Origin of the sequence: Kitasatospora sp. NPDC088861, assembly GCF_044750105.1 — a bacterium.
Classification (GTDB): Bacteria; Actinomycetota; Actinomycetes; order Streptomycetales; family Streptomycetaceae; genus Kitasatospora.
Window position 1 is genome coordinate 196695 of sequence record NZ_JBIVJF010000010.1, and the last position, 15896, is coordinate 212590.

Sequence of the window (15896 nt, forward strand, 5' to 3'; positions counted from 1 at the left end):
CGTTTGGAGAACAGCAAGGCGAGGGAGCGCGCAAAGGTGTCCGTGGGAGAGCTGGCCGGGTTGCTCGTCGCCGTGTTCTGGGCGGTCCTGGTCACCCTGCTCGCCGTGGTGCTGGTCCGCCTCTCGCGAGTGCTGAAGGAGGCCACTGTCCTCGTCTCCGCCGTCACCGAGCAGGCCGTCCCGCTGCTGAGCGACGCGGGCGCCGCCGTGCGCAGTGCCAACCAGCAGCTGGAGCGGGTGGACGAGATCACCGCCAACGTGCAGGACGCCGCCGCCAACGCCAACGCGCTCTCCTCCACCGTCGCCGCCACCCTGGGCGGGCCGCTGGTGAAGGTCGCGGCCTTCAGTTACGGCGTCCGCAAGGCCGTCGCCAAGCAGCAGGGCGGCCAGCCGTCCGTGCCGTCGCAGAGCGGCGAGCGCGAGGAGCTGGCCCGGCTGATCCGGGCCGAGGTGCGCGCCGCGACCGCGCCCAGGAACGGCCTGTTCTCCCGGGTCCGGCGCGCGGTGAGGGGCTGACGGTATGGTGCGACGCGTCTTCTGGATGGCGGTCGGCGCCGGTGCGACCGTGTGGGCCATGAACAAGGCCAACGAGGCCGTGCACCGGCTCACCCCGGACAGCCTCTCCGGCACCGCCACGCGCGGTGCGCTGCACCTGGGCGACCTGGCCAAGCAGTTCGCCCAGGACGTGCGGGCCGGCATGGCCGAGCGCGAGGAGCAGCTGAAGGACGACCTCGGACTGCACGGCACCGCCGTCGTCGAGCCCGGGAGCACCCGCCGGGTCCTGCGCGGCGAGCCGCAGTACCGAGCTATCTCGGCGGCGCCCGGCAGCCCGGCCGCCGCCCTGCCCCCGTCCGGCCCCCGCCCCGTATCCCGTGGGGCCCGCACCACCACCCGAGCCATTGAAGAAACGCCCCGCCGCGCCCTGCCGCAGCGGGGCGGCACCCCGAACCGGAAGGACCAATAATGGAGTCGGCTGAGATCCGCCGCCGCTGGCTGCGCTTCTTCGAGGAACGCGGCCACACCGTCGTTCCGTCGGCGTCCCTGGTCGCCGACGACCCCACCCTGCTGCTGGTCAACGCTGGCATGGTGCCGTTCAAGCCCTACTTCCTGGGCGAGGTCAAGCCGCAGTTCTCGCGCGCCACCAGCGTCCAGAAGTGCGTGCGCACCCTGGACATCGAGGAGGTCGGGAAGACCACCCGGCACGGCTCCTTCTTCCAGATGTGCGGCAACTTCTCCTTCGGCGACTACTTCAAGGAAGGCGCCATCAAGTTCGCGTGGGAGCTGCTCACCAGCTCCGTCGCGGACGGTGGCTACGGCCTGGAGAAGGAGAAGCTCTGGATCACCGTCTACCAGGACGACGACGAGGCCGAGCTGATCTGGCGTGACGTCATCGGCGTCCCGTCCGAGCGCATCCAGCGCCTCGGCATGAAGGACAACTTCTGGTCGATGGGCGTCCCCGGCCCCTGCGGCCCGTGCTCGGAGATCAACTACGACCGCGGCCCCGCGTACGGCGAGGAGGGCGGCCCGGCCGTCAACGGCGAGCGCTACCTGGAGATCTGGAACCTGGTCTTCATGCAGTACGAGCGCGGCCACGGCGACGGCAAGGACGGCTTCGAGATCCTCGGCGACCTGCCGAGCAAGAACATCGACACCGGCCTCGGCCTGGAGCGCCTCGCCGCCATCCTCCAGGGCGTCGACAACCTCTTCGAGATCGACACCAGCCGGATGATCCTCGACCGCGCCGCCGAGCTCACCGGCCACACCTACGGTGCCGACCTCAAGTCGGACGTCTCGCTGCGCGTGGTCACCGACCACATCCGCACCGCGCTGATGCTGATCGGCGACGGCGTCACCCCCGGCAACGAGGGCCGCGGCTACGTGCTGCGCCGCATCCTGCGCCGCGCCATCCGCAACATGCGCCTGCTGGGCGCCACCGGCGTGGTGGCCAAGGACCTCACCGACATCGCCATCAAGGCGATGGCTCCGCAGTACCCGGAGCTGGAGAGCGACCGCAAGCGCATCGAGACGGTCGTCGTCGGCGAGGAGGCGGCCTTCCTGCAGACCCTCAAGGCCGGCACCAGCCTGCTGGACGCCGCGGTCACCGAGACCAAGCAGGCCGGTGGCGCGGTCCTCTCCGGGGACCAGGCCTTCAAGCTGCACGACACCTACGGCTTCCCGATCGACCTCACCCTGGAGATGGCCGAGGAGCAGGGCCTCCAGGTGGACGAGGCCGGCTTCCGCCGTCTGATGCAGGAGCAGCGCAACCGCGCCAAGGCGGACGCCAAGGCCAAGAAGATGGGCCACGCCGACGTCGCCGCGTACCGCGAGGTCGCCGACAAGTCCGGCGCGAGCGTCTTCACCGGCTACAACCTCACCGAGGGCGAGGCCAGCGTCGTCGGCCTGCTGGTGGACGGCGTTCCGGCGCCGGCCGCCTCCGAGGGCGACGAGGTCGAGATCATCCTCGACCGCACCCCGTTCTACGCCGAGGGCGGCGGCCAGCTCGCCGACCACGGCCGGATCCGGCTGGAGTCCGGCGCGGTGGTGGAGATCCGCGACGTGCAGCAGCCCGTCCCGGGTGTCATCGTGCACTCCGGCGGGGTGCTGTTCGGCGAGGTCGTGCTCGGCGCCTCGGCGTACGCCACGATCGACACCGAGCGCCGCCGGGCGATCGCCCGCGCCCACTCGGCCACCCACCTGACCCACCAGGCGCTGCGTGACGCGCTCGGCCCGACGGCCGCCCAGGCCGGTTCCGAGAACGCCCCCGGCCGCTTCCGCTTCGACTTTGGCTCGCCCGCCGCCGTCCCGGGCACCGTGCTGGTCGACGTCGAGCAGAAGATCAACGACGTGCTGGGCCGCGAACTCGACGTCACCGCCGAGGTCATGACGATGGATCAGGCCCGCAAGGCCGGCGCCATCGCGATGTTCGGCGAGAAGTACGGCGACGAGGTCCGGGTCGTCACCATCGGTGACTTCTCCAAGGAGCTGTGCGGTGGCACGCACGTCGGCAACACCGCCCAGCTGGGCCTGGTCAAGCTGCTCGGCGAGTCCTCGATCGGCTCCGGCGTGCGTCGCGTCGAGGCGCTGGTCGGCGTCGACGCGTACAAGTTCCTGGCCCGCGAGCACACCGTGGTCTCCCAGCTGACCGAGCTGGTCAAGGGGCGCCCGGAGGAGCTGCCGGAGAAGATCTCGGGCATGCTCGCCAAGCTCAAGGACGCCGAGAAGGAGATCGAGCGCTTCCGCGCCGAGAAGGTGCTGGCCGCCGCGGCGGGTCTGGCCGACTCGGCCGAGGACGTGCACGGCATCTCGGTGGTCGCCGCGCAGGTCGCCGACGGCGTGGGCGCGGACGAGCTGCGCAAGCTGGTGCTGGACGTGCGAGGCCGCCTCGGCTCGCGCCCGGCCGTGGTCGCCGCCTTCACCGTGGCGAACGACCGCCCGCTGACCGTGATCGCCACCAACGAGGACGCCCGCGCCCGCGGCATCAAGGCCGGCGAGCTGGTCCGGGTCGCCGCAAAGACCCTCGGCGGCGGCGGTGGTGGCAAGGACGACGTCGCCCAGGGCGGCGGCTCCAACCCGGCTGCGGTCGGCGAGGCCGTCGCCGCGGTGCGCGGCCTGGTCGCGGAGCGCGCCAGCTGATGGTCGAGGAGCCTCAGGTGGAGCGGCCCTTCCGGCGGGGGCGGCGGATCGCCGTCGACGTCGGTGACGCCCGGATCGGGGTCGCGTCCTGCGACCCCGACGGGGTGCTCGCCACGCCCGTGGAGACCGTTCCGGCCGGGGTGAAGTCGCAGGCCAGGATCGCCGCCATCGTCGAGGAGTACGACGCGGTGGAGGTGATCGTCGGGCTGCCCCGCTCGCTGAGCGGCAAGGAGGGCCCGGCGGCGGAGAAGGTCCGCGCCTACGCGACGCGGCTGGCCAACCGGCTGTACCCGGTGCCGGTCCGGCTGGTCGACGAGCGGATGTCGACCGTCACCGCCACCCACGGGCTGCGCGCCTCGGGCGTCAAGGCGAAGAAGGGCCGCTCGGTGGTCGACCAGGCCGCCGCGGTGGTGATCCTGCAGACCGCCCTTGAGTCCGAACGGGTGAGCGGGAACCCGCCTGGTGAGAGCGTCGAGGCGGTCGGCTGACCGGCCTGATCTAACGTCCCGTCGAGGGGTCCGTGCGGACGCGTCCGCACGGACCCCTTCGAACGTTTCGGCACTGCCGAGGGGACGCGAGCCATGACCGACCAGGACTTCCACCCGGGGCTCACGCCCGGGCACCTGGGTGCGCCGGTGCTGGAGCCGGAGGGCCGGCCGCCGGGCGCGCCCCGCATGCGCCCCGATGCACCCGATCCGCACCGACGGCGTAACGGACTGGCCTGCGCGCTCACCGCGCTCGCCCTGGTCGCGGTGTTCGGCGGGGCGGGCCTCGCCGGGTACGCCTGGCTCCAGGGGCAGCGCACACCCCCGGCCGCCGCCGACTACGCGGGGCAGGGCACCGGCAGCGTCCAGGTCTCGGTGCCGGAGGGCGCGGGCCTGTCCCAGATCGCGTCCGCCCTGGTCCGCAACGGGGTGGTGGCCAGCTCGCTCGCCTTCACCCGGGCGGCCAAGGGCAGCGCCGCGGCTGCCGGGCGGATCCAGCCCGGTACCTACACCCTGAAGCAGCGGATGTCGGCCGCGGCCGCGCTGACCGTGCTGATCGACCCGGCCAACGCCAACGGCCTGACCATCCCCGAGGGCTGGCGCGGCTACCAGATCTACGTGGCCATCGACCACAAGCTGCGCCTGCCGGAGGGCACCACCCAGCGCACCGCCCAGGAGCAGGGAGCCGAACTGGGCCTGCCGGACTTCGCCAAGGGCAGCCCCGAGGGCTACCTCTTCCCCGCGACGTACAGCGTCACCGACGGGACCACCGCGATCGACCTGCTGAAACAGATGGTGGAGCGGGCCGGCAAGGAGTTCAGCCGGGACGACGCGAACGTCGTCGCGCAGAACCTCGGGCAGAGCCTGTACGGGCTGGTCACCGTGGCCAGCATGGTCCAGGGCGAGGCCGACAACAACGAGGACATGGGCAAGGTGGCGCGGGTCATCTACAACCGGCTCGCCAAGGGCATGCCGCTGCAGCTCGACTCCACGATCAACTACGCGCTCGGCCGGTCGACCCTGAACACCACCGTCACCGACACCCGGCTGGACTCCCCGTACAACACCTACCTGCACCCCGGGCTGCCGCCCACGCCGATCTCCAACCCGGGGCGGCAGGCGATCATGGCGGCGCTGGACCCGGCGCAGGGGGACTGGCTCTACTTCGTCACCGTGAAACCGGGGGACACCCGCTTCACCGACAGCTTCGACGTGCAGCAGCGCAACGTCGCCGAGTTCAACGCCAACCGGGCGTCGGCGAAGCCGAGTGCCTCGGCCCTGCCGTCGGCTTCGGCCGGCGCGTCCGCCCCCGCCTCCGGGCCGCCGGCGCCGGCGCCCGAGCCGAGCACGGGCGGGTGAGGTCGGACACTGACGGCACGTCCGCCCTGCCGGGGGCACGTGTGCGGTACGGTAACGTCTCCTCCCAGGCGCTGCGCTAGCACGCCGGTTCGAGAATCAGCCGGGACCGCGTCCCGGACGGCCGGTCCGATCCTCCGGCCGTCTTCGTCGGTTAAGGGGATCAATGACCGATCTGGGTCGGGGCTACGGCCCCCAGGGCTCTGAGCCGTGGCACCCCGGTGACCCCGGGTACGGCGGCCAGCAGCCGGTCCCCGGCCAGCAGGACGGCCAGTGGCAGCAGTATCCCCAGCAGGGCGAGCCGGTCCAGCAGTATCCCCAGCAGCAGGGCGAGCCGGTCCAGCAGCCGTACGGAGACATGCAGCAGCAGGGGTATCCGCAGCAGCAGATGCAGCAGATGCCGCAGCAGGGGTACCCGCAGGGGTATCAGCAGCAGGGGTTCCCGGGCGGACAGCAGCAGTACCCGCAGCAGCAGGTGCCCCAGCAGCAGATGCAGCAGCAGGGCTACCCGCAGCAGGGGTACCCGCAGCAACAGCAGCAGATGCAGCAGATGCCGCAGCAGGGGTACCCGCAGGGGTATCAGCAGCAGGGGTTCCCGGACGGTCAGCAGCAGCCGGGTATGGCGCAGCAGCAGGGCATGGCGCAGCAGCAGGGGATGGCCCCGCAGCAGCCCCAACAGCTTCAGCAGCCCGGTGCGCAGCAGCAGCCGGGCATCCCGCAGCAGGGCGCGCAGCCCGGGCGGCGGCGTCGCGCGGCGCCGGAGCCCGAGCCGGTCGCGCCCGTCAGCGGCCCCGGCCCGGACGGCATCGACTGGGAGGCCGAGGCCGCCGCGCTGGAGGCCGGCGCCGACCCGGTCGGCGGGCACGCGCCCGAGACCGACGAGTGGGACGGCCACCCGGACGGCTTCCAGGAGGACGGCCACCACGAGGACGCCGAGCACCGCGACGAGGACGGCCACGCCGAGCAGGATGGCTTCCTCGGCGAGGAGGACTCCTCCCGCGACGCGCAGAAGAAGCGCAAGGAGAAGGGCAAGAAGTCCGGCCGCCGCAACGGCGGGGCCTGCTTGCTGGTCGCGCTGGTGCTGGTCGGCGCCCTGGGCGGGGCCGGCTGGTGGGGCTACGGCTTCTACCAGGACCACTTCGGCCCGCCGCCGGACTTCACGGGCGAGGGCGGCAGCCCCGTCCAGGTCGAGGTCAAGTCGGGTGCGGTCGGCGGTCAGATCGGCCTGGCGCTGAAGAACGCCGGCGTGGTCAAGAGCGTCGACGCCTTCGGCAAGGTCTGTTCCGCCGAGCCGAAGTGCACGACCATCCAGCCGGGCTTCTACTCGCTGAAGAAGGAGCTGCCGGCCGCCACCGCGCTGAGCGAGCTGCTCAACGGGGCCGGCGGTGCGGCGCTGGTCATCCCCGAGGGCAAGACCGCCGCGGACATCTACACCCTGATCGACGGGAAGCTGAAGCTGCCGCAGGGCACCACGGCGGGTGTCGCCAAGGCCCAGGTCGGCAGTCTCGGCCTGCCGGCGTACGCGAACGGCAACGTCGAGGGCTTCCTCTGGCCGACCCGGTACAACATCGCCGACGGCATGAAGCCCGAGGACCTGCTCAAGCAGATGGTGAAGAACGCCACCGACAAGTACGCGACGCTGGACGCCGACGCGTCCAAGGCGGGCCTCAAGAACGCGTACGAGGTGGTCATCGAGGCGAGCATCCTGCAGCGCGAGGGCAACAACGTCGAGGACTTCGGCAAGATGGCCAGGACCATCCAGAACCGGCTGGCGAGCGATGCCGTGCGCCACACGCTCGGCATGGACACCACGCTGCAGTACTCGCTGGGCCGCAAGGACCTGGACAAGAAGGACATCAACGACGGGTCCAACAAGTACAACACCTACATCAACCCGGGTCTGCCGCCGACGCCGATCTCCAACCCCGGCGACGACGCGCTCAAGGCGGTGCTCAACCCGGCGGACGGCAAGTGGCTGTACTTCATCGCGATGTCCCCGATCAAGACCCTCTTCGCCGAGACGGACAAGGAGCACGCGGCCAACGTCGAGGCGTACTGCCGGGCGGCGGGCCAGGGCTTCGACAAGGTCGGCCTCCACTGCACCACCAAGTAGCCGCCACCGCACCGCCGTTCACGGAGGAGCAACGTTGACCAGCAAGCACCGGGCCGCCGTCCTCGGCTCGCCGATCGCCCACTCGCTCTCGCCGGACCTGCACCGGGCCGCCTTCGCGGCGCTCGGGCTGGACGGCTGGCGCTACGACCGCTTCGAGGTCGACGAGGCCGGCCTGCCCGGCTTCCTCACCGGGCTGGACGAGGCCGAGTGGGCCGGGTTGTCGCTGACCATGCCGCTGAAGCGGGCGATCATCCCGCTGCTGGACGAGGTCAGCGCGACGGCCCGCGCGGTGGACGCGGTGAACACCGTGGTGTTCACCGCCGACGGGCGGCGCACCGGGGACAACACCGACGTCCCCGGGCTGGTGAACGCGCTGCGCGAGCGGGGCATCACCGAGGTGCCGGCCGCGGCCGTGCTGGGTGCCGGGGCCACCGCCTCCTCGGCGCTGGCGGCGCTGGCCCAGGTCTGCACCGGCGAGGTGACCGTCTACGTGCGCAGCGCGGAGCGGGCCCGGGAGATGGCCGAGCTGGGCGAGCGGCTGGGCGTCGCCGTGCGCACCGCCGACTGGGAGCGCGGCGCGGAGGCGCTGGCGCGGCCGCTGACCGTCTCGACCACGCCGGTCGGTGCGACCGACGCCTTCGCCGGGGCACTGCCCGCCGCGCCGGGGGCGCTGTTCGACGTGCTGTACCACCCGTGGCCGACGGCGCTGGCCGAGGCCTGCGCCGCGCGCGGGGCGACCGTCCTGGGCGGGCTGGACCTGCTGGTGCACCAGGCGGTGCTGCAGAGCGAGGCCTTCACCGGGCGGGCGCCGGGGCCGCTGGCGGCGATGCGCGAGGCGGGCGAGAAGGCCCTCGCCGGGCGCTGAGGCCGGGCCGGTGGCCGGATCGCGCCGACCACCGCCCGGCCGGGTGGCCGGAATCGTGCCGACCACCGTCCCGCCGACTGGCCGGTTGCCGTCCGTCACGCGGACTGGGCCTCCGGGTGCCGCCGGGACGTGAAAGGATTCAGGGGAAAAGGCACGCCCGGGCGGGCCCCGGCAGGTGCCGAGGCCGGTCCGCTGATGAAGGAGCTCCGTTGGGTACGTTGCGCTGGCTGACGGCGGGGGAGTCGCACGGCCCCGCACTCGTCGCGACGCTGGAAGGCCTGCCCGCCGGTGTACCGGTCACCACCGCGGTGGTGGCCGACGCGCTGGCGCGCCGCCGGCTCGGTTACGGTCGCGGCGCACGGATGAAGTTCGAGCAGGACGAGGTGACGTTCCTCGGCGGCGTCCGGCACGGCGAGACCATGGGCAGCCCGGTGGCGGTCATGGTCGGTAACACCGAGTGGCCGAAGTGGGAGCAGGTCATGTCGGCCGACCCGGTCGACCCCGAGGTGCTGGCCGGTCTGGCCCGCAACGAGGCGCTCACCCGCCCCCGCCCCGGCCACGCCGACCTGGCCGGCATGCAGAAGTACTCGATCGACGAGGCCCGTCCGATCCTGGAGCGCGCCAGCGCCCGTGAGACGGCCGCCCGGGTCGCGCTCGGTGCCGTCGCCCGCGCGTACCTGAAGGAGACCTGCGGGATCGAGATCGTCAGCCACGTGGTCGAGCTGGCCGCCGCCAAGGCCCCGGCCGGTGTGCTGCCGCTGCCCTCGGACGAGGCGCGGCTGGACGCCGACCCGGTCCGCTGCCTGGACGCCGACGCCTCGAAGGCGATGGTCGCCGAGATCGACCAGGCCCACAAGGACGGCGACACCCTCGGCGGCGTGGTCGAGGTGCTCGCGTACGGCGTGCCGGTGGGTCTGGGCTCGCACGTGCACTGGGACCGCCGGCTGGACGCCCGGCTGGCCGCCGCGCTGATGGGCATCCAGGCGATCAAGGGCGTCGAGGTCGGCGACGGCTTCGAGCTGGCCCGGGTGCCCGGCTCGCAGGCGCACGACGAGATCGTCCCGACCCCCGAGGGCGTCAAGCGCACATCCGGCCGCTCCGGCGGCACCGAGGGCGGCCTGACCACGGGCGAGGTGCTGCGGGTGCGTGCCGCCATGAAGCCGATCGCCACCGTGCCGCGGGCGTTGCAGACCCTGGACGTGCGCACCGGCGAGCCGGCCAAGGCGCACCACCAGCGCTCGGACGTCTGCGCCGTGCCGGCCGCCGGGATCGTCGCCGAGGCGATGGTCGCGCTGGTGCTGGCCGACGCGGTGAACGAGAAGTTCGGCGGTGACCACGTCTCCGAGACCCGCCGCAACGTGCAGGGCTACCTCGACAACCTGATCATCCGATGACCGTTCCGGTCGTTGTGCTGGTCGGCCCGCCCGGCAGTGGCAAGTCCACCGTCGGGCGGGCCCTGGCCGAGCGCCTGGGCGTCGGCTTCCGGGACACCGACGCCGACATCGAGGCGCTGGCCGGCAAGCCCATCCCGGAGATCTTCATCGACGAGGGCGAGCCGCACTTCCGCGAGCTGGAGGTCCGGGCCGTGCGCACGGGCGCCACGGAGCACGACGGCGTGCTGGCACTCGGCGGCGGCGCGGTGATGGCCGAGGCCACCCGCGCCCTGCTGCGCGAGCTGCCGGTCGTCTTCCTGGAGGTCCCGCTGGCGGACGCGGTCAAGCGGGTCGGCCTGGACGCCCCGCGCCCGCTGCTGGCCATCAACCCGCGGGCCCGCTGGCGCGAGCTGATGGAGGCCCGCCGGCCCCTCTACCTGGAGGTGGCCACCGCCGTCGTCGACACCGCCGGCCGCACCCCCGAGCAGGTCGCGGACGCCGTACTGGAAGCACTGGAGCTGAAGACCCCCCATGACTGACCCCATCGTCAGGATTCACGTCGGCGGCAGCGCCGGCCACGACCCGTACGACGTGCTGATCGGGCACCAGCTGCTCGGCGAGCTGTCGGCGCTGATCAGTCCCCCCAGTCTGGGGACAAGAGGCGCCAAGCGGGTCGCGATCATCCACCCCGAGGCGCTGGCCGCCACCGCCGACGCCATCCGCGAGGACCTGCTCGGCGAGGGCTACGAGGCGATCGCGCTCCAGGTGCCCAACGCCGAGGACGCCAAGAGCGCCGAGGTCGCCGCGTACTGCTGGTCGGTGCTCGGGCAGACCGGCTTCACCCGCAGCGACGTCGTCGTCGGCCTCGGCGGCGGCGCCACCACCGACCTGGCCGGCTTCGTCGCCGCGACCTGGCTGCGCGGCGTCCGCTGGATCTCCATGCCCACCACGCTGCTCGGCATGGTCGACGCGGCCGTCGGCGGCAAGACCGGCATCAACATCGCCGAGGGCAAGAACATGGTCGGCGCCTTCCACCCGCCGGTGGGCGTGCTGGCCGACCTCGACACCCTGGCGACCGTGCCCAAGCACGACTACGTCTCCGGCCTCGCCGAGGTCATCAAGTGCGGCTTCATCGCCGACCCGGCCATCCTCGACCTGATCGAGGCCGACCCGGAGGGCGCCAAGACCCCGGACGGCACGCACACCGTCGAGCTGATCCGCCGCGCCATCCAGGTCAAGGCCGACGTGGTCTCCGGGGACCTCAAGGAGTCCGGCCGGCGCGAGATCCTCAACTACGGCCACACCCTCGGCCACGCCATCGAGCGCAACGAGCGCTACAAGTGGCGGCACGGCGCCGCGATCTCCATCGGCATGGTCTTCGCCGCCGAACTCGGCCGCCTGGCGGGCCGGTTGGACGACGAGACGGCGGACCGGCACCGCACCGTGCTGGCCTCCGTCGGCCTGCCGCTGCGCTACCAGGCGGACGCCTGGCCGAAGCTGCTGGACGCCATGAAGATCGACAAGAAGTCGCGCGGCGACCTGATCCGCTTCATCGTCCTGGACGGCCTCGGCAAGACCTCCGTCCTGGAGGGCCCCGACCCGTCCCTGCTGGTCGCCGCCTACGCGGAGGTCTCGGCGTGACCAGGGTCATGGTGCTCAACGGCCCCAACCTCGGGCGGCTCGGCAGCCGCGAGCCGGACGTCTACGGCGCCACCTCCTACGCCGGGCTGGTCGAGCGCTGCACCGCGCTCGGCAAGGAGTTCGGCTTCGAGGTCGAGGTGCACGAGACCAACTCCGAGCAGCAGATGGTGGAGTGGCTGCACGAGGCGGCCGACGGCAAGGTGCCCGTGGTGATCAACCCGGGCGCGTTCACGCACTACTCGTACGCGATGCGGGACGCCGCCTCGCAGCGCACCGCGCCGCTGATCGAGGTGCACATCTCCAACCCGTACGCCCGGGAGACCTTCCGGCACACCTCGGTGATCGCCGCGGTGGCCTCCGGCACCATCGCGGGGTTCGGGCTCGGCTCGTACGAGCTGGCCCTGCGCGCCCTGGCCGAGCAACTCACCACGCGCTGACGCCTGGTCAGCGGCCCGGCGGCGGACTGTGCCCGCCGCCGGGCCGCCGTGTAGTCTCCCCGCTGAGAGGTGTCGGGAGGTGACCGTGACGCAGTACGCCGGGGGTGGGCAGGTCCCGCCGCGTCCCGTCGCTCCGCCGGGGCCGCAGCCGTCGGGGGCCGCCGTGCCGCCGCCGGTGCCGCCCGCTCCGGCTCCTGTTCCCGCCGCCGCGCCGCCGGTTCCGGCCGCTCCGGTGCCGCCCGCTCCCGCTCCTGTTGCCGCGCCCGCCCCGGCCGCACCCGCGCCCGGCGCGCCGGTCCCCGTCGGGTCCACCGGGCACTTCGTGCTGCCCTCCGGCACGCCCGTGCAACTCCCCGCCCACCCGCCGCAGCGGCACGCGCCCACCAGTCCGATCGCCGTCCTGCTGATCGGCCCGGCCGGGGCCGGCAAGACCACCGTCGCCCGGTACTGGGCCGAGCGCCGGCCCAGCCCGACCGCGCACATCAGCCTGGACGACGTCCGCGAGTGGGTGCAGTCCGGCTTCGCCAACCCGCAGTCCGGCTGGAACAACGCCTCCGAGGCGCAGTACCGGCTGGCCCGCCGCACCTGCGGCTTCGCCTGCCGCAACTACCTCGCCAACGGCATCTCCTGCATCATCGACGACGCCGTCTTCCCGGACCGCCCGGCCATCGGCCTCGGCGGCTGGAAGCGGCACATCGGCCCCGGCATGATCCCGGTCGTGCTGCTGCCCAGCCTGGACTCCGTGCTGCACCGCAACGCCCGGCGCGGCGGCACCCGGCGGCTCGGTGACGAGGAGGTGGCGCGGATCCACGGCCGGATGGCCGGCTGGTACAACTCCGGGCTGCCGATCATCGACAACTCGTACCTGGACGTGGCTGGCACCGCCGCCGAGCTGGACCGCGTCATCCTGGCCCGGCTGATGGGCATGCCGGTGCGCTGACCTGCGACGATCCGGCGGTGTCGGTGCCGGCTGCGATGATGTGCGGGTCCTGTCGAACCACCCCGGGGGAGCTGACGCCCGTGCCGGAAGGCCACATCATCCACCGCCTCGCCGCCGAGAACCGGAAGGCCTTCGGCGGCCGTCCGGTCGAGGTGTCCAGCCCGCAGGGCCGGTTCGCCGACGAGGCCAAGGCCATCGACGGGCAGCTGCTCACCGCGGCCGAAGCCGTCGGCAAGCACCTGTTCCTCGGCTTCGAGGAGGGCGCCTGGGTGCACGTCCACCTCGGCCTCTACGGCGGCTTCGCCTTCGGTACCGGGCCCGCGCCCGAGCCGGTCGGCCTGGTCCGGCTGCGGCTGGCCAACGACGACGGCTACGCGGACCTGCGCGGCCCCAACACCTGCGCGCTGGTCACCGGCGCGGAGAAGGACGCCGTCGCCGCCCGGCTGGGCCCCGACCCGCTGCGCGCCGACGCCGACCCGCAGGCCGCCTGGCGCCGGATATCGGCCAGCCGGACGACCGTCGCCGCGCTGCTGATGGACCAGAAGGTGCTGGCCGGGGTGGGCAACGTCTACCGGGCCGAGGTGCTGTTCCGCCACGGGATCAACCCGCACCGCGCCGGCCGCGACCTCACCCGGGGCGAGTGGGACGCGATCTGGGCCGACCTGGTCGCCCTGATGCACGAGGGCGTCGGCGCGGGCCGGATCGACACCGTCCGCCCCGAGCACACCCCCGAGGCGATGGGCCGCCCGCCGCGCGTCGACGACCACGGCGGCGAGGTGTACGTCTACCGGCGGGCCGCGATGCCCTGCCTGGTCTGTGGCACCGAGGTCCGGACGGAGCAGCACGCCGCGCGCAACCTCTTCTGGTGCCCCGCCTGCCAGGCGGCCTGACCGCGTTCGAGGGTTGCTCCGGCCGGGCCCCGGCGCGTCCTCCGGAGGAGCCGGTCAGACGACGGCCGCGCTGGGCTCGTGGTGTTCGGCGGCGGCGCACGCGTCGAGGAGGGGGCGCAGGGCCTCGTCCACGAGCCGGTAGCGCACGATCCGCCCGTCCTTGTCCCCGGTGACCACGCCCGCGGTGCGGAGCAGCCGCAGGGCCTGGGACACGGCGGGGTCGCGCATGCCGGTGGCGACGGCGAGGTCGGAGACGGCGAGCGGGCCGGCCCGGTGGAGGGCGAGCAGGAGGGCGAGCCGCCCGGGGTCGGCGAGCAGGGAGAACCGCTCGGCCCAGGTGCGGACGTGCGCGGGGTCGCCGATCGCGGCGATGGCCTCGCAGACCCGGTGTCCGTCGATGGTGCGGTGGCCCGCGCGGTCGGCCGGTACGAGATGCATGCGCACATTGTTGCAGGAGGGGGCCTGTGATCCTGGACACCTGCGCAGGTGCGCAGCCTTGCAAGGGTGGGTCCTGGCCCCTACGGTGTTCCCCGCCGTGGTGCTCGGGAAGACCGGTGACGGATCCTCAGGGGTCCCAGTCCGGAGCGGCCCTCGCCACTGTGATCGGGCCATCGTGATCGTCGACGATGGAGAGACGTCCGTACCCACGACGCCACTGGGAGCCTCGCGCACCTGGGAAGGCGGGTACGGGACCCCCGTAAGCCAGGAGACCGGCCACGGCATCTCACGAAGTGTTTCCACGAGGTGCTGGAGCGTGACCCGAATGACCCTGCCCGAAACCGCCGCCGCCGAGGCGCCGGCGACACCGTCCGTGCTGCCCACGTTCCGCTGGAAGCGCGAGGACACCGTCCGCACGGCCGGGTTGATGGGGGTGATCCTGGCCATGCACGTGGTGGCCTTCGGGACGCTCGTCTTCCTGGTCGCGCCCCACAACTACGCGGTCGGCACCCAGGTCTTCGGGGTGGGCCTCGGGATCACCGCGTACACCCTCGGCATGCGGCACGCCTTCGACGCCGACCACATCGCGGTGATCGACAACACCACCCGCAAGCTGATGGCGGACGGCAAGCGGCCGGTCTCGGTCGGCTTCTGGTTCGCCCTCGGGCACTCCTCGATGGTGGTGCTGATGGCCGCCCTGGTGGCGGGCGGCGCGCAGCTGGCCAGCACGCTGATGGACGACGACTCGGCCACCCACAAGTGGCTCGGGATGGTCGGCACGACGGCCTCCGGCGCGTTCCTCTACCTGATCGGCGCGCTCAACCTGGCCGCGCTGCTCGGCATACTCAAGGTGTTCCGGGCGATGCGGGCCGGGTCGTACGACGAGGCGCAGCTGGAGGAGCACCTCAACTCGCGCGGCTTCATGGCCCGGGTGCTGAACCGGGCGACCCGGTCGATCACCCGGCCCGGGCAGATGTTCCCGGTGGGCATGGTGCTGGGGCTGGGCTTCGACACCGCGACCGAGGTCACCCTGATGGTGATGGCCGGGTCGGGCGCGGCGGCCGGGCTGCCCTGGTACGCGATCGTCTGCCTGCCGCTGCTGTTCGCGGCCGGGATGAGCCTGTTCGACACCCTGGACGGGACGTTCATGAACTTCGCGTACCAGTGGGCCTTCGCGAACCCGGTCCGGAAGGTGTACTACAACCTGACGATCACTGGGCTGTCGATCGCGGTGGCCTTCGTCATCGGCACCATCGAACTGGTCGGCGTGCTGCACGAGAAGCTCGATCTGACCGACCCGGTCACCGGCTGGATCGCGGGCATCTCGCTGGACAACGTCGGCTACGCGATCGCCGGGCTGTTCGTGGTGGTCTGGGCCGCGGCGATCGCCTACTGGAAGCTGGCCCGGGTGGAGAAGCGCTGGGTGGCCGCCGAGTAGCGACGGCTGCGATCAGCGACGGCAGCGATCAGCGACGGCGCCTCCCCCGGGATCCCGGGGGGAGGCGCCGTTTCGTCGCTGCGGGCCGGTGCCGGTCGTCGGGCGGGCGGGGTTCAGCGCTCTTCGCGGAAGTCGACGTGCCGGCGCGCGACCGGGTCGTACTTGCGCAGGACCATCCGGTCCGGGTCGTTGCGGCGGTTCTTGCGGGTCACGTACGTGTAGCCGGTGTCGGCGGTGGAGCGGAGCTTGATGACGGGGCGCAGTTCGCTGCGGGCCATGGGTGTCCT

17 protein-coding genes and 1 riboswitch are annotated in these 15896 nt (G+C 72.7%); of the genes, 14 read left to right on the forward strand and 3 right to left on the reverse strand.

Annotated elements, in window-relative coordinates; genetic code table 11:
- Nucleotides 1-36: 36 nt before the first annotated feature.
- From ACIP37_RS19560 to mltG (ACIP37_RS19580), 5 genes are all read left to right on the forward strand, one after another.
- On the forward strand, nucleotides 37-516 hold the full coding sequence (locus ACIP37_RS19560) for a DUF948 domain-containing protein (RefSeq protein WP_363583100.1): 480 nt from the start codon (nucleotides 37-39) through the stop codon (nucleotides 514-516).
- Between the two features lie 4 nt (nucleotides 517-520).
- Nucleotides 521-964, forward strand: a complete 444-nt coding sequence (locus ACIP37_RS19565) for a DUF6167 family protein (protein WP_363583102.1) — start codon at nucleotides 521-523, stop codon at nucleotides 962-964.
- Nucleotides 964-3633: an alanine--tRNA ligase gene (gene alaS, locus ACIP37_RS19570; RefSeq protein ID WP_400844147.1), complete on the forward strand. Its 2670-nt coding sequence runs from the start codon at nucleotides 964-966 to the stop codon at nucleotides 3631-3633. The genes ACIP37_RS19565 and alaS overlap by 1 nt, the downstream gene beginning before the upstream one ends.
- On the forward strand, nucleotides 3633-4121 hold the full coding sequence (ruvX, locus tag ACIP37_RS19575; protein WP_063346786.1) for a Holliday junction resolvase RuvX: 489 nt from the start codon (nucleotides 3633-3635) through the stop codon (nucleotides 4119-4121). The genes alaS and ruvX overlap by 1 nt, the downstream gene beginning before the upstream one ends.
- A 93-nt stretch (nucleotides 4122-4214) precedes the next feature.
- Nucleotides 4215-5477, forward strand: a complete 1263-nt coding sequence (mltG, locus tag ACIP37_RS19580; RefSeq protein ID WP_400844151.1) for an endolytic transglycosylase MltG — start codon at nucleotides 4215-4217, stop codon at nucleotides 5475-5477.
- A 160-nt stretch (nucleotides 5478-5637) separates the two neighbouring features.
- On the opposite strand, the gene ACIP37_RS19585 is transcribed toward mltG (ACIP37_RS19580), so the two are convergent.
- Complete coding sequence (locus tag ACIP37_RS19585; RefSeq protein ID WP_400844154.1) at nucleotides 5638-6150, reverse strand: hypothetical protein; 513 nt, start codon at nucleotides 6148-6150, stop codon at nucleotides 5638-5640.
- Here ACIP37_RS19585 and mltG (ACIP37_RS19590) point away from each other — a divergent pair.
- The 8 genes from mltG (ACIP37_RS19590) to ACIP37_RS19625 all read left to right on the forward strand — a co-directional run bounded on the left by mltG (ACIP37_RS19590) (nucleotide 6112) and on the right by ACIP37_RS19625 (nucleotide 13733).
- The gene (gene mltG, locus ACIP37_RS19590) at nucleotides 6112-7587 is read left to right on the forward strand and encodes an endolytic transglycosylase MltG (protein WP_363627477.1); all 1476 of its coding nucleotides are present in this window, start codon (nucleotides 6112-6114) and stop codon (nucleotides 7585-7587) included. The two genes, ACIP37_RS19585 and mltG (ACIP37_RS19590), sit on opposite strands and share 39 nt — an antisense overlap.
- Nucleotides 7588-7621: 34 nt before the next feature.
- Nucleotides 7622-8452 carry a shikimate dehydrogenase gene (locus ACIP37_RS19595; protein ID WP_400803590.1) on the forward strand — a complete coding sequence of 277 codons (831 nt, stop codon included), beginning with the start codon at nucleotides 7622-7624 and terminating at the stop codon, nucleotides 8450-8452.
- A gap of 209 nt (nucleotides 8453-8661) precedes the next feature.
- Entirely contained in the window at nucleotides 8662-9846 is a 1185-nt protein-coding gene (gene aroC, locus ACIP37_RS19600; protein WP_350877858.1) for a chorismate synthase, read from the forward strand.
- Nucleotides 9843-10364, forward strand: a complete 522-nt coding sequence (locus ACIP37_RS19605; RefSeq protein WP_063346780.1) for a shikimate kinase — start codon at nucleotides 9843-9845, stop codon at nucleotides 10362-10364. The genes aroC and ACIP37_RS19605 overlap by 4 nt, the downstream gene beginning before the upstream one ends.
- Complete coding sequence (aroB, locus tag ACIP37_RS19610; protein WP_363583114.1) at nucleotides 10357-11466, forward strand: 3-dehydroquinate synthase; 1110 nt, start codon at nucleotides 10357-10359, stop codon at nucleotides 11464-11466. The genes ACIP37_RS19605 and aroB overlap by 8 nt, the downstream gene beginning before the upstream one ends.
- 8 nt (nucleotides 11467-11474) lie before the next feature.
- Complete coding sequence (gene aroQ, locus ACIP37_RS19615) at nucleotides 11475-11903, forward strand: type II 3-dehydroquinate dehydratase (RefSeq protein ID WP_063350970.1); 429 nt, start codon at nucleotides 11475-11477, stop codon at nucleotides 11901-11903.
- A gap of 79 nt (nucleotides 11904-11982) precedes the next feature.
- Nucleotides 11983-12843, forward strand: coding sequence for an AAA family ATPase (locus ACIP37_RS19620; RefSeq protein ID WP_363583116.1), 861 nt, complete (start codon nucleotides 11983-11985; stop codon nucleotides 12841-12843).
- Between the two features lie 80 nt (nucleotides 12844-12923).
- Nucleotides 12924-13733, forward strand: a complete 810-nt coding sequence (locus ACIP37_RS19625) for a DNA-formamidopyrimidine glycosylase family protein (protein ID WP_363583118.1) — start codon at nucleotides 12924-12926, stop codon at nucleotides 13731-13733.
- Nucleotides 13734-13787: 54 nt separating this feature from the next.
- Here ACIP37_RS19625 and ACIP37_RS19630 read toward each other — a convergent pair whose 3' ends face one another.
- Nucleotides 13788-14171, reverse strand: a complete 384-nt coding sequence (locus ACIP37_RS19630) for a metalloregulator ArsR/SmtB family transcription factor (protein ID WP_363583120.1) — start codon at nucleotides 14169-14171, stop codon at nucleotides 13788-13790.
- Nucleotides 14172-14252: 81 nt separating this feature from the next.
- A riboswitch (cobalamin riboswitch) is annotated at nucleotides 14253-14467 on the forward strand.
- Between the two features lie 29 nt (nucleotides 14468-14496).
- Between ACIP37_RS19630 and ACIP37_RS19635 the strand changes: the two genes are divergently transcribed.
- On the forward strand, nucleotides 14497-15609 hold the full coding sequence (locus ACIP37_RS19635) for a HoxN/HupN/NixA family nickel/cobalt transporter (RefSeq protein ID WP_363583272.1): 1113 nt from the start codon (nucleotides 14497-14499) through the stop codon (nucleotides 15607-15609).
- Nucleotides 15610-15722: 113 nt separating this feature from the next.
- Here ACIP37_RS19635 and rpmG read toward each other — a convergent pair whose 3' ends face one another.
- Nucleotides 15723-15887 carry a 50S ribosomal protein L33 gene (gene rpmG, locus ACIP37_RS19640; RefSeq protein ID WP_363583122.1) on the reverse strand — a complete coding sequence of 55 codons (165 nt, stop codon included), beginning with the start codon at nucleotides 15885-15887 and terminating at the stop codon, nucleotides 15723-15725.
- Nucleotides 15888-15896: the final 9 nt, after the last annotated feature.

Bases quoted from the DNA above. Each gene is read 5' to 3' on its own strand.
- ACIP37_RS19565 (WP_363583102.1), top strand. From the start codon at position 521: ATGGTGCGACGCGTCTTCTGGATGGCGGTCGGCGCCGGTGCGACCGTG.
- alaS (WP_400844147.1), top strand. From the start codon at position 964: ATGGAGTCGGCTGAGATCCGCCGCCGCTGGCTGCGCTTCTTCGAGGAA.
- ruvX (WP_063346786.1), top strand. From the start codon at position 3,633: ATGGTCGAGGAGCCTCAGGTGGAGCGGCCCTTCCGGCGGGGGCGGCGG.
- mltG (WP_400844151.1), top strand. From the start codon at position 4,215: ATGACCGACCAGGACTTCCACCCGGGGCTCACGCCCGGGCACCTGGGT.
- mltG (WP_363627477.1), top strand. From the start codon at position 6,112: ATGGCGCAGCAGCAGGGGATGGCCCCGCAGCAGCCCCAACAGCTTCAG.
- ACIP37_RS19605 (WP_063346780.1), top strand. From the start codon at position 9,843: ATGACCGTTCCGGTCGTTGTGCTGGTCGGCCCGCCCGGCAGTGGCAAG.
- aroB (WP_363583114.1), top strand. From the start codon at position 10,357: ATGACTGACCCCATCGTCAGGATTCACGTCGGCGGCAGCGCCGGCCAC.
- aroQ (WP_063350970.1), top strand. From the start codon at position 11,475: ATGGTGCTCAACGGCCCCAACCTCGGGCGGCTCGGCAGCCGCGAGCCG.
- ACIP37_RS19630 (WP_363583120.1), bottom strand. From the start codon at position 14,171: ATGCATCTCGTACCGGCCGACCGCGCGGGCCACCGCACCATCGACGGA.
- ACIP37_RS19635 (WP_363583272.1), top strand. From the start codon at position 14,497: ATGACCCTGCCCGAAACCGCCGCCGCCGAGGCGCCGGCGACACCGTCC.
- rpmG (WP_363583122.1), bottom strand. From the start codon at position 15,887: ATGGCCCGCAGCGAACTGCGCCCCGTCATCAAGCTCCGCTCCACCGCC.